General features: G+C 69.2%; 12 protein-coding genes. 7 read left to right on the forward strand and 5 right to left on the reverse strand.

The features are described from left to right. The first annotated feature begins 50 nt into the window (after window positions 1-50). Both BJY20_RS09555 and BJY20_RS09560 read left to right on the forward strand, forming a co-directional pair. Window positions 51-1712 (forward strand): FAD-binding oxidoreductase, encoded by a 1662-nt coding sequence (locus tag BJY20_RS09555; RefSeq protein WP_185991315.1) that lies wholly within the window; start codon window positions 51-53, stop codon window positions 1710-1712. Further along, the gene (locus tag BJY20_RS09560) at window positions 1712-2587 is read left to right on the forward strand and encodes a diacylglycerol/lipid kinase family protein (RefSeq protein WP_185991316.1); all 876 of its coding nucleotides are present in this window, start codon (window positions 1712-1714) and stop codon (window positions 2585-2587) included. Before BJY20_RS09555 ends, BJY20_RS09560 begins: the two co-directional genes overlap by 1 nt. 7 nt (window positions 2588-2594) lie before the next feature. Here the strand turns inward: BJY20_RS09560 and BJY20_RS09565 are convergent, their stop codons facing one another. The 4 genes from BJY20_RS09565 to BJY20_RS09580 form a co-directional block, all read right to left on the reverse strand. Next, window positions 2595-3293, reverse strand: a complete 699-nt coding sequence (locus tag BJY20_RS09565; RefSeq protein WP_185991317.1) for a Dph6-related ATP pyrophosphatase — start codon at window positions 3291-3293, stop codon at window positions 2595-2597. Next, window positions 3290-4246: a DMT family transporter gene (locus BJY20_RS09570; protein WP_343062840.1), complete on the reverse strand. Its 957-nt coding sequence runs from the start codon at window positions 4244-4246 to the stop codon at window positions 3290-3292. The genes BJY20_RS09565 and BJY20_RS09570 overlap by 4 nt, the downstream gene beginning before the upstream one ends. 13 nt (window positions 4247-4259) lie before the next feature. Continuing rightward, window positions 4260-5765, reverse strand: a complete 1506-nt coding sequence (gene scpC, locus BJY20_RS09575; protein ID WP_185991318.1) for a succinyl-CoA:acetate CoA-transferase ScpC — start codon at window positions 5763-5765, stop codon at window positions 4260-4262. Window positions 5766-5870: 105 nt separating this feature from the next. Beyond that, window positions 5871-6809, reverse strand: a complete 939-nt coding sequence (locus tag BJY20_RS09580) for a cation diffusion facilitator family transporter (protein ID WP_185991319.1) — start codon at window positions 6807-6809, stop codon at window positions 5871-5873. A gap of 88 nt (window positions 6810-6897) precedes the next feature. Between BJY20_RS09580 and BJY20_RS09585 the strand changes: the two genes are divergently transcribed. Then, on the forward strand, window positions 6898-7605 hold the full coding sequence (locus BJY20_RS09585; protein WP_185991320.1) for a polyamine aminopropyltransferase: 708 nt from the start codon (window positions 6898-6900) through the stop codon (window positions 7603-7605). 296 nt (window positions 7606-7901) lie between these two features. Further along, window positions 7902-10892, forward strand: coding sequence for a M28 family peptidase (locus BJY20_RS16055; protein WP_185991321.1), 2991 nt, complete (start codon window positions 7902-7904; stop codon window positions 10890-10892). Window positions 10893-11050: 158 nt separating this feature from the next. Here the strand turns inward: BJY20_RS16055 and BJY20_RS09595 are convergent, their stop codons facing one another. Then, window positions 11051-11593 (reverse strand): CPBP family intramembrane glutamic endopeptidase, encoded by a 543-nt coding sequence (locus tag BJY20_RS09595; protein WP_185991322.1) that lies wholly within the window; start codon window positions 11591-11593, stop codon window positions 11051-11053. 115 nt (window positions 11594-11708) lie between these two features. Between BJY20_RS09595 and BJY20_RS09600 the strand changes: the two genes are divergently transcribed. The 3 genes from BJY20_RS09600 (at window position 11709) to BJY20_RS09610 (ending at window position 13741) form a co-directional block, all read left to right on the forward strand. After that, window positions 11709-12134, forward strand: coding sequence for a hypothetical protein (locus BJY20_RS09600; RefSeq protein WP_185991323.1), 426 nt, complete (start codon window positions 11709-11711; stop codon window positions 12132-12134). A gap of 204 nt (window positions 12135-12338) precedes the next feature. Then, window positions 12339-12956 carry a DUF4956 domain-containing protein gene (locus BJY20_RS09605; RefSeq protein WP_185991324.1) on the forward strand — a complete coding sequence of 206 codons (618 nt, stop codon included), beginning with the start codon at window positions 12339-12341 and terminating at the stop codon, window positions 12954-12956. Beyond that, window positions 12953-13741 (forward strand): VTC domain-containing protein, encoded by a 789-nt coding sequence (locus BJY20_RS09610; protein WP_185991325.1) that lies wholly within the window; start codon window positions 12953-12955, stop codon window positions 13739-13741. The genes BJY20_RS09605 and BJY20_RS09610 overlap by 4 nt, the downstream gene beginning before the upstream one ends. The last annotated feature ends 5 nt before the right edge of the window (window positions 13742-13746 follow it).

The following is a 13746-nucleotide window of genomic DNA, read 5'->3' on the forward strand; positions in this document are numbered from 1 at the left end:
CACGGTTACTCGGCGGTTATCGGATGCTACCCCTTGGGCACAATGGCCCCATGGCTGATCTTACTGAGCTTCCGCGGCGCTCCATCTGGTACGGGTGGGGCGACCCCGCGCACGTCAAGCCGCTGCCGACGGGTGGTTGGCCGTTGCTGAAGTTCCTCGGCCGGGTCGAGCCCGCGGCCCGGGACACCCCACCCGTCGCGCTCGAGGACGTGCGCCTGCCCGAGGTGCACCTCTCCGACGCCGCCCGTGCGCAACTGGTCGCCGTCGTCGGCGACGAGCACTTCTCCACCGCGCGCCTCGACCGGGTCGAGCACACCGGGGGCAAGAGCTACCCCGACCTGTACCGGCTGCGCACGGGGGACGGGTCCCGCGCCCCGGACGCGGTCGTCTTCCCCGGTACCTCCCAGCAGGTCTGCGATCTGCTCGCCGCCTGCGTCGAGCACGAGGTGGCGGTCGTCCCCTTCGGGGGCGGCACCAGCGTCGTGGGTGGGGTCGACCCCGTGCGAGGACGATTCTCGGCCGTGATCAGCCTCGACCTGCGCCGGCTCGACGCCGTGGTGAGCGTCGACTCGCTCTCCCAGACGGCGGTCGTGCAGGCCGGTGCCCGTGGACCCGCGGCCGAGGCGGTCTTCCAGCGGCACGGTCTGACCCTGGGCCACTTCCCGCAGAGCTACCAGCAGGCGACGATCGGTGGCTACCTCGTCACCCGCAGCGCCGGCCAGGCGTCCTCGGGCTACGGCCGTTTCGAGGAGAACGTCGTCTCCGTGACGATGGCGACTCCGACGGGTGAGCTCGTCCTCGGTGGTCGCGCCCCGGCCAACCAGAGCGCCGCCGGCCCGAAGCTCCTTGATGTCGTCATCGGCAGCGAGGGATTGCTCGGCGTCGTCACCGAGGCGACTGTCCAGCTGGCCCGTCGCCCGCAGATCGAGCACCGGGAGACCTGGGCGCTGCGTGACACCGCGACCGGGTTCGCCGCCTTCCGCGACCTCGCCCAGCAACTCGGCCACGGGATCATGCCCGACGTCTCCCGACTGTCGGACCACAACGAGACGACGACGGTGATGGCACAGGCCGGCCTGCCCGGCATGGCAGGGATGGGTCTGGTGCGCGCCCGTGGCTGGCGCGAGCCGGCCCTCGCGGTGTTCCAGATCGAGGACGGCGACAGGGCCTCGCTGAGGTTCCGCCGCAAGAAGCTCGCATCGGTCCTCAAGCGCCACGGCGCCGTGAAGCTGACCGACTCGATCGCCGAGCACTGGATGGCGGGCCGGTTCCGCGGTCCGTACCAACGCGACCACCTCATGGACCGCGGTGTGCTCGTCGAGACCGTCGAGACCGCGACGACGTGGGACAACCTCGAGCACCTCTACGAGAGCGTGCAATCGGCCATCGTCGAGACGATGGGTCGGGGCTGGGTGCAGTGCCACGTCTCCCACCTCGATGGCGGCGGCGCCTCGCTCTACTACACCTTCATGGCCTCCGCCGAGAGCGACCCGATCGCCCAGTGGCAGCGGGTGAAGACGGCCGCCGGTGACGCGATGATCGGCGCCGGTGGCACCATCACCCACCATCACGCCGTGGGCACCGACCACCGCCCGTGGATCGGGGAGGAGATCGGCGACGGGGGCATCCGCATCCTGCGCGCCATCAAGGCCGAGCTCGACCCGACCGGCGTGCTCAACCCGGGCAAGCTCATCCCCGACGAGGGCGCCTGATGGTGGCCCGTGATGCGCTGATCGTGGCCAACCCGGCCGCCCGCAACGGTCGGGCCAGGGCCAGCGTCCCGGGCGTCGCCGACATCCTGCGCTCGCACGGCTGGTCCGTCGACATCGCGATCACGACGTGCGCCGAGCACGCCGCCGAGATCGCCGCAGCCGGTGAGCCGGACGGGCCGCTGCTGGTCGCCCTCGGCGGCGACGGCCTCGTCGCCCGCGTGGCCGAGGGAGCCATCCGCTCCGGCGCGCTCGTCGCACCGCTGCCCGGCGGGCGCGGTTGCGACTTCATCCGGGCCATCGGTGGATCCCGGGATCTGCACGAGGCGGCCTCCTCCCTTCCCCTTGCCACGGAGCGAAGGGTGGATGTCGGTTTCGCGGGGGCGACCCCCTTCCTCGGGGTGGCCACGGTGGGCTACGACTCCCGGGCCAACGACCACGCCAACGAGGCGCCGGCCTGGCTGCCGGCCGCGCTCGTCTACGCCTACGGCGGTGCCCGGGCGCTCGCGGAGACCCGCTCGACGTCCATCACGATGACGACCGACGGGGTGTCGCGGACCTTCGCCGGGTGGAGCGTCGCGATCGGCAACTCCGGCCGCTACGGCGCGGGGATGATCGTCAATCCCGGCGCGCTCCTCGACGACGGCGAGCTCGACATCACCACCGTCGAGGGCCTGCCACGGTGGAAGTACCCGATGCTGCTGCCGCGCTACTTCAAGGGCACCCACATCGACGGCATCGACATCCGCGCCGCTCGGGGGCGGGAGATCGAGGTGACCGCGCCCGTCGGGCAGCGGGTCTACGCGGACGGGGACGTCGTCGGTCGGACACCGATGACCTTCACCGTCGAGCAGGAGGCGCTGCGCATCCTCGTCTGAGCACGAGTCACCGACGCGCGCGTGGCGTGGACAGCCAGTACGCGAAGGTCCGCGCTCCGTCGGTGGTCCCGATCTCCTGCTCGAACCGGCGCGGAGCGGTGAGCTCGAAGTCGACCGGTCGCCGGAAGAGCGGACCGTCGTGGGAGAAGGAATGGAACTCACCCAGCTCGCCACACGGGTCGGCGCCGGCGGGGAGCCCGGCGAAGAACGCGCGGTCGAGGGGGAGACCGAGGGCCTGCGGCCCGAGCACGGCCGCGTCGACGACGACGGTGACGGCGCGGATGCCCGAGGCGAGGAACCGCTCGACGCACTCGCCGGAGGACAGCCCCCACAGCGGCTCGAGCACGTCGATCCCCAGCGGCTGGAACTGCTCCCGCTTGTGGTCGAGCACCCCCGAGGCAGACAGGTCACCGAAGGCGAAGGCGTCGATGCCCTCCCTTCGCATCCGGGTCGCGGCAGCGTCCATCGCCTCGACGTACCCGTCCAGACCGGGCCCCGGGATCGCCACGATCTGCAGCGGCAGGCCGATGCTGTCCGCCTGTGCCTGCAGGAGGTCGTCCGGGATCTCGTGCACCGTCGACGTGCCGCCCTCGCGGTGGACCGTCGTCACCAGACGGTCGACGACGACGTCCGGGTCGTCGAGCAGGGCGGTCAGGGCCAGGGCCGAGTCCTTGCCTCCGCTCCAGTGGAAGGCGACCGTCCTCATGGCGGGGACTGTACCGACCGCGCGCTGCGGCGTCGTGCGCGCCGCCGTGCCGGGACGGCCACCAGGAGCAGGCTGAGCAGGGCCACGGCGATGCCGATGGCGGAGAGCACCGAGAGGCTCTCGCGCAGGACGAGCACCCCCAGGAGCGTGGCCGTGACCGGCTCGGCGAGCGAGAGTGTGGCGACCGTGCTCGCCGAGAGCCGGGCCAGCCCGTGCTGGAAGAGCACGTAGGAGACCCCGGTGGCACCGATCCCGAGCCAGAGCACCACCGCCCATCCGGCTGGGGAGCGCAGCCACGTCAGGTCGACCGAGAAGAGCACGGGCAGCAGCAGGACGGCACCGGCGACGAAGAGCCAAGCCATGACCACCAACCCCCGCACCCCCCGGAGCAGGAGCGTGCGGGCCGCGACCGTGTAGCCCGCGTAGGACAGGCCCGCGCCGATGGCTGCGGCGATGCCCAGCGCATCGACCCGCACACCCGGCCCTGCGGACCCGGTCACGAGGAGGACGACGCCCGTGACGGCGCCGGCGGTCGCGAGGATCCACCGGGGACTCGGCTTCTCGGCCAGGAGCAGCCCGAGCAGGCCGGTCGCGACGGGAGCTGTCCCCAGCGCCACGACCGTGCCGACCGCCACCCCGGCCCGCGCGACCCCTTCGAAGAAGCACACCTGGTAGGCCGCGACGCAGAGGCCGCCGAGCAGCACGACGACCGTCTGGGGGACCCGCGCCACCTGGCCGGTGGGCAGGGCCGGGCGGCTCCGGGGCCGGAGCGCGACGGCCAGCAGCGTCAGGGCCAGCGCGCCGACGAGGATGCGCAGGGCCCCCACCACGACCGGTTGCATGCCCTCCGGTCCCAGTGCCTGGGCGGTGCCGGTGGTGCCCCAGAGCGCAGCGGCACCGACGGCGGCCAGCACCGCTGCCGCCTGCTGCTTGGTGCGCGTTACGCCGACCACTGCCGTCGAGTCATCAGGGCAACATCGATCCCGTGTCCATGAAGCGCTGGTGCCACGACAGCGCCTCAGCCGGCAGGGACGGCGACTGCAGCCCGTGCGAGCCGCGCTGCGCCCGGGCGTAGTAGTCCTCGAGCATCGGCCGGTAGTCGGGGTGGGCGCAGTTGTCGATGATCGCCTTCGCCCGCTGCTTGGGGCTCAGGCCGCGCAGGTCGGCCAGACCCTGCTCGGTGACGATGACCTGCACGTCCTGGTTGATGTGGTCGACGTGGCTGGCCTGGGGCACGATCGTGGAGATGTCACCACCCTTCGCCGTGGAGGGGGTGGTGAAGATCGAGGTCCAGGCATTGCGGGCGAAGTCGCCGGAGCCGCCGATGCCGTTCTGGATCCGCGAGCCCATCACGTGCGTGGAGTTCACCGCGCCGTAGATGTCGGCCTCGATGAGTCCGTTCATGGCGATGCAGCCCAGGCGGCGGATCAGCTCCGGGTGGTTGCTGATCTCCTGGGGGCGCAGGATCATCCGGTCGCGGTACTTCGCCATCTCGGAGTTCACCCGTGCCGCGGCTTCCGGGCTGAGGGAGAACGCGGTGGCCGACGCCATCCGCAGGGTGCCGGAGTCGAGGAGATCGAGCATCCCGTCCTGGATCACCTCGGTGTAGGCGGTGAGCTCGCGGAAGCGTGAGTCCTTCAGGCCGCCCAGGACGGCGTTGGCGATGTTGCCCACCCCGGACTGAATCGGCAGCAGCGACTCGTCGAGACGCCCCATCCGCACCTCGTGGTCGAGGAACTGAAGGACGTGGCCCGCGATGGTCTGCGCCGTCTCTCCCGGTGGTGTGAATGCGCCGTTGCGATCGGGCTGGTCGGTCTCGACGATCGCGACCACCTTGTCCGGGTCGACCGCAAGGTAGGGCTCGCCGATGCGCTGGTCCGGGCGCACCAGCGGGATCGGCACCCGGTTGGGGGGCAGTGCGGTGCCGTAGTAGATGTCGTGGACGCCCTCGAGAGCCTCGCTCTGCCACGAGTTGACCTCGAGGATGACCTTGGAGGCGCGTTCCAGCCAGGTCTTGTTGTTGCCGACCGAGGACGAGGGGATGAGGCTGCCGTCCGCGCGCACGCCGACCACCTCGATCACCGCGGTGTCGAGGGGCCCGAGGAAGCCCTGCCAGGCCATCGGCGCCACCTGGCTCAGGTGCATGTCGAAGTACTGCATCCGCCCCGAGTTGATCTGCTCCCGCGCGACGGGGTCGGAGTTGTAGGGCAGCCGGAACTCGATCCCCTCCGCCTTGGCCAGAGCACCGTCCAACTCGGGACCGGTCGAGGCGCCGGTCCACATCCGCACGGAGAACGGACGCCCGGCGGCGTGCTCGGCCTCGATCCGCTCTGCGAGCGCGACCGGCACCGCCTTGGGGTAGCCCGCCCCGGTGAAGCCGCTCATGCCCACGGTCGAGCCGCTGTCGATGAGCTGCGCGGCCGCTGCCGCGGTCATGACCTTGGCGCGCATCTCGGCGCTCTGGATCCGCATCGCAGGTCCCTCGTATTCCTCGGATGTGATCGCCTGATGCCGGCGAAAGGGTCTTGGCCCCATCGTGGTGCACCGTGTCACAGGTGGCGCGCAGGCGCGCGAGCGTCAGTGCTTCGCGGACCCCGGCTCATCCCGGCTGATCGCCGGCGTCTCGACCTGGATGGTCGAGTGGTGGATCGCCACGTCGAAGTGCTCGGCAACGCACTCCTTGACCTGCGCCAGGACCTCGGCGGCGTGCCCGTCGACGAAGCACTCCTCGTCCACGACGACGTGCGCGGAGAGCGTGGGCAGCCCGGTCGCCACGGTGGAGGCGTGCAGGTCGTGGACCTCGATCACGTGCTCCACGGACAGGATGTGGTGGTGGACCTCGTGAAGGTCCAGCCCCTTCGGCGCGAACTCCATGAGCACGCTCGAGGTCTCGCGCATGAGCTTGATCGCGCGGGGCACGATGAGCATGGCGATGAACAGGCCGGCGATCGCATCCGCCCGGAGGTACCCCGTGGTCGAGATGACGATCGCCGCGATGATCACGCCCACCGAGCCGAGGGCGTCGTTGAGTACCTCGAGGAAGGCGGCGCGCATGTTGAAGTTCGCCGACCGGCCCGAGGCGAGCACGGCGATGGCGATGACGTTGGCCACCAGGCCGATGACGCCGAAGACGAGCAGTTCCCCGGCCGGGATCGTCGGCGGGTCGAGGAGTCGGCGGATGCCCTCGACCGCTGCGTACGCACCGACGACGAGCAGGAGGGTGGCCTGGGCCAACGCCGCGATCACCTCGATCCGCCGGTACCCCCACGTCCGCCCGGGTGACGGTGGCCGGAGCATCAACGTCCCGGCGACGAGCGCGACGAGCAGCCCTGATGCGTCAGTGAGGGCGTGGGCCGTGTCGGTCAGCAGCGCGAGGCTTCCGGTGAGCCACGCGCCGACAGCCTGCGCGACCGTGATCCCCGCCGTGATCGCGAAGACGATGGCGAGCTTTGAGCGGAAGTCCCCGGGGTGTCCTGCGTCGTCGGCGCCCGGGGAGTGAGCGTGTCCGGCACCCATGGAGCCATTGTCTCCCTTCGTCGTTCGCACGAGCACCCAGGGTGGCGGGGTGGGTGCGCCGGGCACCGGGGGCGGGCAGACTGGGGCGATGCGACGATTCGAGGAGCTGGCCTGGAGCGAGACCCCGCGCGGTGAGATCAGCCTGCGCCGGCGGATCGAGCCGACGCTCAAGGTCGATGTCTACGAGGTGAAGCTCGGCGACGAGTTCCTCATGTCGAGCCTCTTCACGGTCGCCGAGGTGGAGCTGGCCCGGCTCGCTCTGGCCCGGGCGAAGGGGGATGAGCTGGACGTCGTCGTCGGCGGGCTCGGCCTTGGCTGCACCGCGAGGGCGGCGCTGGAGGACTCGAGGGTGCGCTCGATGGTCGTCGTCGACGCCATGGCCGAGGTCATCGACTGGCACGAGCGCGAGCTGCTGCCGGAGTCCGCGCGGCTCGTGCGGGACCCGCGCAGTCGGCTGCTCCTCGACGACTTCTTCGCGCTCGCCGCGTCCGAGGAGGGGTTCGACCCGGACGCTCCGGGGCGTACCTTCGACGCCGTGCTCCTGGACATCGACCACACCCCGCACCACCTGCTGCATCCGGACCACGCGCCCTTCTACACCGTGGATGGGCTGCGCCGCCTTCGTTCGCACGTCAAGCCCGATGGGGTCTTCGCGCTCTGGTCGGACGACCCGCCGGACGCGCAGTTCTGCGCGCTGGTCGAGCAGGTCTTCGACCACGTTGACGCGCACGTGGTGAGCTTCGCCAACTTCCTCACCGGTGGGGAGTCGAGCAACACCGTCTACGTCGCCCACTGAGCGCGCCGGCCCCCACGTTCCCGGCCGCCGGGAACATCCTGCTGACGCGCCCTCGTCCGGGTGCGCGCGGTCGTGTGTCTTCATCTGCGTTGAGTCAAGGCACCCTCCTACCCCATTCAGCATTCTCCAAGGGTTCACTCAGGTCTTCTTCAGGGTTCCTCCCAAGTCATTGACGCCCGTGCGCGGCAGACACAAGCGTCGCCCTCGGTGCCTGTCGCCGTGAGCCACACCGCACGCGTCGATGCACTGGATCAGGACGCCCCGGGAAACACCCGTGGCGTCATCGAGGAGGAACAGTGAAACGACTGTCCAGAGGAGCTGCATTCAGCGCGGCCCTGGCCATGACGTGCGTACCGCTGACAGCGGTCGCCGCGCCGGCGGGGCCCTCTGCGGGCCAGACGACGGGCGCGGTCTCGTCGGCCGACCCGAAGGAGCCCGGCTTTGCAGCCGAGGAGAACCGCGCGGACGAGGTCCACGCCAAGCTGAAGCTCTCGGCCCAGCAGGGCCTGGTCGTCCGCAACCTCGCCGCAGGCCCGGGCGACACCACCACGGTGCGCTACGACCGGACCTACAAGGGCCTGCGCGTCCTCGGCGGTGACGTGATCGTCACTCGATCGGCATCCGGCGAGATCGTCGACAAGAAGTTCAACGCCAGCGGCACGATCGCGGTCGGGTCGATCGACCCGGGGCTCTCGCGCAAGCAGGCCCTCCGCAAGGGCGAGGGCCGTGCAGCGGACGAGGGAATCGCCAAGGGCGAGAGCGAGGACCACGAGAGTGAGCTCGTCGTCTTCGCCCAGGGCGAGAAGCCGGTGCTGGCCTATGACGTCCTCACCACCGGCGTACAGGAGGACCAGACGCCCAGCCGGCTGCACACGATCGTGGATGCCTCCTCCGGCGAGGTCCTCGCCTCGTGGGACGAGATCAAGACGGGCACCGGCGAGTCGATGTACGTGGGAAGCGTGGACTTCGAGACGACCGCCTCGGGTGGCTCGTACGAGATGCGCGACAGCCACGGCAACTACACGACCGACATGAACAACAGCCAGAGCGGCAGCGGCCAGCTGTTCACCGACAATGACGACCAGTGGGGCAATGGCTCCGCGAGCAGCGATCAGACCGCCGGTGTGGATGCGCAGTACGGCGCACAGATGACCTACGAGTACTACGAGCAGGTTCACGACCGTGCCGGGATCTGGGACAACGGTGAGGGCGCGCGCAGCCGGGTCCACTACGGCAACCAGTACGTCAACGCGTTCTGGGACGGCACCCAGATGACGTACGGCGACGGCCGGAACAACCAGCACCCGCTCACCTCGCTCGACGTCGCCGCGCACGAGATGACGCACGGCGTCACCGAGGCGACCGCGGGTCTCGTCTACTACGGCGACGCCGGCGGCCTCAACGAGTCCACGAGCGACATCTTTGCCGCGGCGATGGAGTTCCACTCGGCCAACTCCGCCGACATCGGTGACTACATGGTCGGTGAGCAGATCGACATCAACGGCAACGGCACGCCGCTGCGCTACATGGACCAGCCCTCCAAGGACGGCAGCTCCTACGACTGCTACTCCTCAGCCGTCAGTGACGCCGACCCGCACTACTCGTCGGGCCCGCTGAACCACTGGTTCTTCCTCGCCTCGCAGGGCTCGGGGTCCTCGACCGTCAACGGTGTCGAGTACAACAGCCCGACCTGTGACGGCTCGACCGTCGAGGCCGTGGGCCGCGAGGCCGCCGCCGAGGTGTGGTATCGCACCCTGGACACCAAGCTCACCTCCGGCAGCACCTACACCGACGCCCGTGACGGCGCGGTCGAGTCCGCCATGGAGCTCTACGGCGACGGATCGACCGAGTGCCACGGCATCCAGGACGCCTTCGACGCCATCACCGTTCCCCGGGGTGCGGTCGAGTGCGCACCCCTGGACGGCGGCGGCGACCCGGGTCCGGACCCGGACCCGCAGCCCGGTGCCGTCGACATCCCGCTGGAAGACGCGCTCGCCCACGTGGACGAGTTCCAGCAGATCGCTGACGACAACGGTGGCAACCGTGCAACGGGGACCACCGGTTACCAGGCCTCCGTGGACTACGTCGTCGGACAGCTCGAGGGCGCCGGATACGACGTGCACGTCCAGGAGTTCTCGACGACCTCCGGCACCTCGAAGAACGTCGTCGCCACCCTGCCCGGTGGCAGCGGCGAGCACGTCGTGATGCTCGGTGCCCACCTCGACAGCGTTGCCCGTGGGGCGGGGATCAACGACAACGGTTCCGGTTCCGCCGGTGCCCTCGAGATCGCCCTCAACCTCGCCGAGCGCGACGTCGAGCCCACGGCGACGATGAAGTTCGCCTTCTGGGGCGCGGAGGAGCAGGGCCTGCTCGGCTCGACGCACTACGTGGACAGCTTGGGCCAGCCTGAGATCGAATCCTTCGAGGCGTACGTCAACGCCGACATGATCGGTTCGCCGAACATCGGGTACTTCGTCTATGACGACAACCCGAACGGCAACTTCATCCGGGACGACCTCGCCGGTCTCTTCGAGGCCGCCGGTATCGACTCCGACCACGTCGACGTCAACGGTCGCAGCGACCACGCCTCGTTCATCGACTCCGGCGTGCCGACCAGCGGTGTCTTCAGCGGCGCCGAGGGCACCAAGTCCAGCGCCCAGGCCAGCAAGTGGGGCGGCACCGCAGGTCAGGCCTACGACTCCTGCTACCACTCCGCATGCGACGACCGCGGCAACCTCGACGAGGAGGGCATGGACACCCACATGGACGTCCTCGGCTCGCTCGTCTTCGACTACGCGGACAACTGGGGCGACGACGGCACTGACCCGGACCCGGAGCCGTCCGATGCCGTCACCAACGGTTCCTTCGAGGACGGTGCCAGCGGGTGGTCGGGTGACACCGGCACGATCAACGACCTCGGGACCGGAGCCCACTCGGGCCAGTACAAGGCCTACCTCGTCGGCTACGGCAGCCGGAAGCAGGAGGGGATCCGCCAGCAGGTGAGCGTCCCGAAGGGTGGCGAGCTCGCCTTCCACCTGCGGGTGGACACGGACGAGTCCACGTGGTGGGGCGCCTACGACACGATGAAGGTCAACGTTCTCGACTCGAGCGGCGACCCGATCGAGACCATGGCCACGTACTCAAACCTGGACGCGTCGAGCAGCTACGCCCAGCACACGCTCGACATGTCCCGGTACGCGGGGCAGGACGTGACCATCGAGTTCATCGGTCAGGAGGACGTGCGGTACCAGACCTCCTTCCTGGTCGATGACGTCAGCCTGCAGTGAGGGGTGCTGCCCTGCTGAGGGCCTGATGCCCCGTCCGCCGGTGCGCCGGCCGGTCACCTGTTCCACGGACGGTCGACCGGCCGGCGCACCGCATGCAGGCTCCCGCGTGGCTTGTCAGCAGTGCGGCCACTGACCTGCAGCAACGCCACGCGCCGTCCTCAGAGGGTGATCAGTCCTGCGGTGATGTTCACAACGGCATGCAGGAGGGCGCCAGGAACGAACGACCCTGTCTTGTGCCGCAGCCATCCCAGCAGCCATCCCGTGAGGAACTGCACGGGCAGGATCGGCAGCAACCGGGCATCAATCAGCAGGAGTGGAAGGTGGGGGAGAAGGAAGACCACGGCTTGCAGGAGATTCCCCCAGAGGAAGCCGATCCGCCGGATCAGTACTCCGGCCAGGAGCCCACGGAAGAAGACCTCCTCGCTGACGGCACGCAACACCACCCCGATCGCGATGCCGACCGACGTGAACCGAGCGATGGACACACCGGGAGACTCGAGCACCCCGGCCGGGATGAGCGCGATGGACAGCCACGCTGTCAGGAGCAACAGCGGCAGCAGTAGCAACGCCCATCCGTAGGTAGCCGCTGAACCCCTCGAGGCGCCGACCCGCTCCAAGGCGGACGTGAACGTGCGGTCCTTTCCGCGGGACTGCACGACGACGTACACGACGGCAGGCGCGAGGAGGAGGAATTCCGTCATCACGGGAGCCTATAGAGCCCCTTTGCAAGAGTTGCGACACCCTGGGCGTGACTGTGGTGCAGGGCTGAGTACCTGTACTGATACTGCCGTGACCCTGCTCGCGAGAAGATGGGCCATGAGGACAACTGCCCGCACGCTGAGCGATATCGCGCTCCGGTCGATGGCTCTGATCGGGTTCTACCTCGGCGCGTCGTGGATCGTCGGTCTCCTTCCCGGCTCCGGTGGGGCCAACATCGGTGCCGGTCTGCTCCTCTTCGTGGTGATCATGGTGCTCTCCGGTCTCGGGGGTCTCTACGACGGAAGGCGGGCCGGCTTTCTGCGCACGGTCGTCATCTGGGCCGCGACTTCCGTCATCGTCGCGATGGGGATGGTCGCGTTGATCGACGGTTTCCATCCCTTCGACGCCGACATCTTCTGGTCGGACCTGCGCGACATCGGTGCCCTCATGGTGGGACTGGTAGTCATGCCGGCTCTGTTGGGTGGCCTGATCACCGGGCTGACCCGCGCGGATCGTGAGTACCGCAGTTGCCCTGACCGCTGACCAGCCGACGCGCGTGAGCGTCCGTGCTGCACTCGGGCCGGCCATCCGGCGTGGATGAGATGACGTGTCGCGACATGAACGGCACCCTTCTCCGGTCATCTCTCGACACAGATGAGAGAGGCTTCATCTCATCCTCATCCCGGTCTCATCCTTCGCTGTCATGGTTTCTCGAATCACGTTGGGGAAATCGAGGGAGAGGTCGTCATGACGAACTTGTTGGCCGCGGTCGTCGCGGATCTGATCGCGATCACTGTGCTGGTCTACGCGCTGTACTTCCGGCGCCACTTCCGCCGGGACCTGGTGCTGGCCTACATCGCGTTGAACGTCGGCGTACTGGCTGTCACCACTCTGCTGGCCGGCAGCGATGTCGGGTTGGGACTGGGTCTTGGCCTGTTCGGGATCCTGTCGATCATCCGACTGCGGTCGGACGCGATCACGCAGGAGGAGATCGCCTACTACTTCATCGCGTTGGCGCTGGGTCTGGTCAACGGGCTGCACCCGGGCGGCGTCTGGCTGGCGCCGACGATGTCGGCCCTGCTCGTCGCCGTGGTGTACCTCGTCGACCACCCGCGCTTCGCGGCCACCACCCACCGCCAGAACGTCACCCTGGACAGGGCCTACCCCGACCGGGCGGGGCTGCACGGCGCCCTCGCGACGCTGCTGCAGGCCGAGATCCTGCACACCGTGGTCCTCGATCTGGACCTGGTCCGCGACGTGACCGTGGTCGATGTGCGCTTCCGGACGATGCCGAAGGGGGACGTGGTCGACGCCCCCTTCGCGCCGATGACCACGTCGCGCTACGCCGACAGCCTGAGCTCATGACTGCCTCGCGGGCTGCGCTGTGCGACGGCGTCGCCGAGTTGCCCCCGGTGGGTCTGGACGAAGTTCTCTCGGTTGCCGGGCTGCAGACGAGGACCGATCACAAGTACCTGCTGACTCCGGAGCAGTTCACGGCGATGCTCGACGGGCTCGGAGGCGACTTCTCCGTCCTGGAGATGGAGGGACGCCGCCTCTTCGACTACGAGTCGGTCTACTTCGACACACTCGACCTGGCCCTCTTCCGTGCGCACCGGCAGGGCCGCCGTCGCCGTTACAAGGTGCGCACCCGCACCTACCTCGACTCGCAGGAGACGATGTTCGAGGTGAAGCTCAAGGGCCATCGTGGGCAGACGGTCAAGCGCCGCACCCCCCACCCGTTGCACGAGAGGCATCACCTCACCCGGGAGGCGACCAGTTTCCTCGCGGAGGTGCTCGGTGACGAGTACGGCGTGACTCCGCCGGACCTGGTGCAGGCGATGGTCACGACCTACGCCCGCGCCACCCTGGTCAACGTGCACGAGGGCTCCCGCCTGACCTGCGACGTGGGACTCGTCTGCGCCGAGGGAGAGACCCGGCAACCCGGGCCGGATCTGGTGCTGGTGGAGTCCAAGAGCGCCAGCGGCGACGCGCCGGCCGACCGGGAGTTGGCCCGGATGGGGGTGCGCAAGCAGAGCCTGAGCAAGTACTGCATCGGGACGGCCCTGCTGCATCCGCACCTGCCTGCCAACCCCTGGAACCGGCTGCTGCGGCAGCGGTTCGGCTCGCAGCGTCAACTTCTACCAGCCTGAGGAAC

This window comes from Janibacter cremeus, assembly GCF_013409205.1.
In the GTDB taxonomy this organism is placed as follows: Bacteria; Actinomycetota; Actinomycetes; order Actinomycetales; family Dermatophilaceae; genus Janibacter; species Janibacter cremeus.

What these genes read in the sequence shown, in the direction of transcription:
- BJY20_RS09555 (WP_185991315.1), top strand. Translation starts at nt 51, where the DNA reads ATGGCTGATCTTACTGAGCTTCCGCGGCGCTCCATCTGGTACGGGTGG.
- BJY20_RS09560 (WP_185991316.1), top strand. Translation starts at nt 1,712, where the DNA reads ATGGTGGCCCGTGATGCGCTGATCGTGGCCAACCCGGCCGCCCGCAAC.
- BJY20_RS09565 (WP_185991317.1), bottom strand. Translation starts at nt 3,293, where the DNA reads ATGAGGACGGTCGCCTTCCACTGGAGCGGAGGCAAGGACTCGGCCCTG.
- scpC (WP_185991318.1), bottom strand. Translation starts at nt 5,765, where the DNA reads ATGCGGATCCAGAGCGCCGAGATGCGCGCCAAGGTCATGACCGCGGCA.
- BJY20_RS09580 (WP_185991319.1), bottom strand. Translation starts at nt 6,809, where the DNA reads ATGGGTGCCGGACACGCTCACTCCCCGGGCGCCGACGACGCAGGACAC.
- BJY20_RS09585 (WP_185991320.1), top strand. Translation starts at nt 6,898, where the DNA reads ATGCGACGATTCGAGGAGCTGGCCTGGAGCGAGACCCCGCGCGGTGAG.
- BJY20_RS09595 (WP_185991322.1), bottom strand. Translation starts at nt 11,593, where the DNA reads ATGACGGAATTCCTCCTCCTCGCGCCTGCCGTCGTGTACGTCGTCGTG.
- BJY20_RS09600 (WP_185991323.1), top strand. Translation starts at nt 11,709, where the DNA reads ATGAGGACAACTGCCCGCACGCTGAGCGATATCGCGCTCCGGTCGATG.
- BJY20_RS09605 (WP_185991324.1), top strand. Translation starts at nt 12,339, where the DNA reads ATGACGAACTTGTTGGCCGCGGTCGTCGCGGATCTGATCGCGATCACT.
- BJY20_RS09610 (WP_185991325.1), top strand. Translation starts at nt 12,953, where the DNA reads ATGACTGCCTCGCGGGCTGCGCTGTGCGACGGCGTCGCCGAGTTGCCC.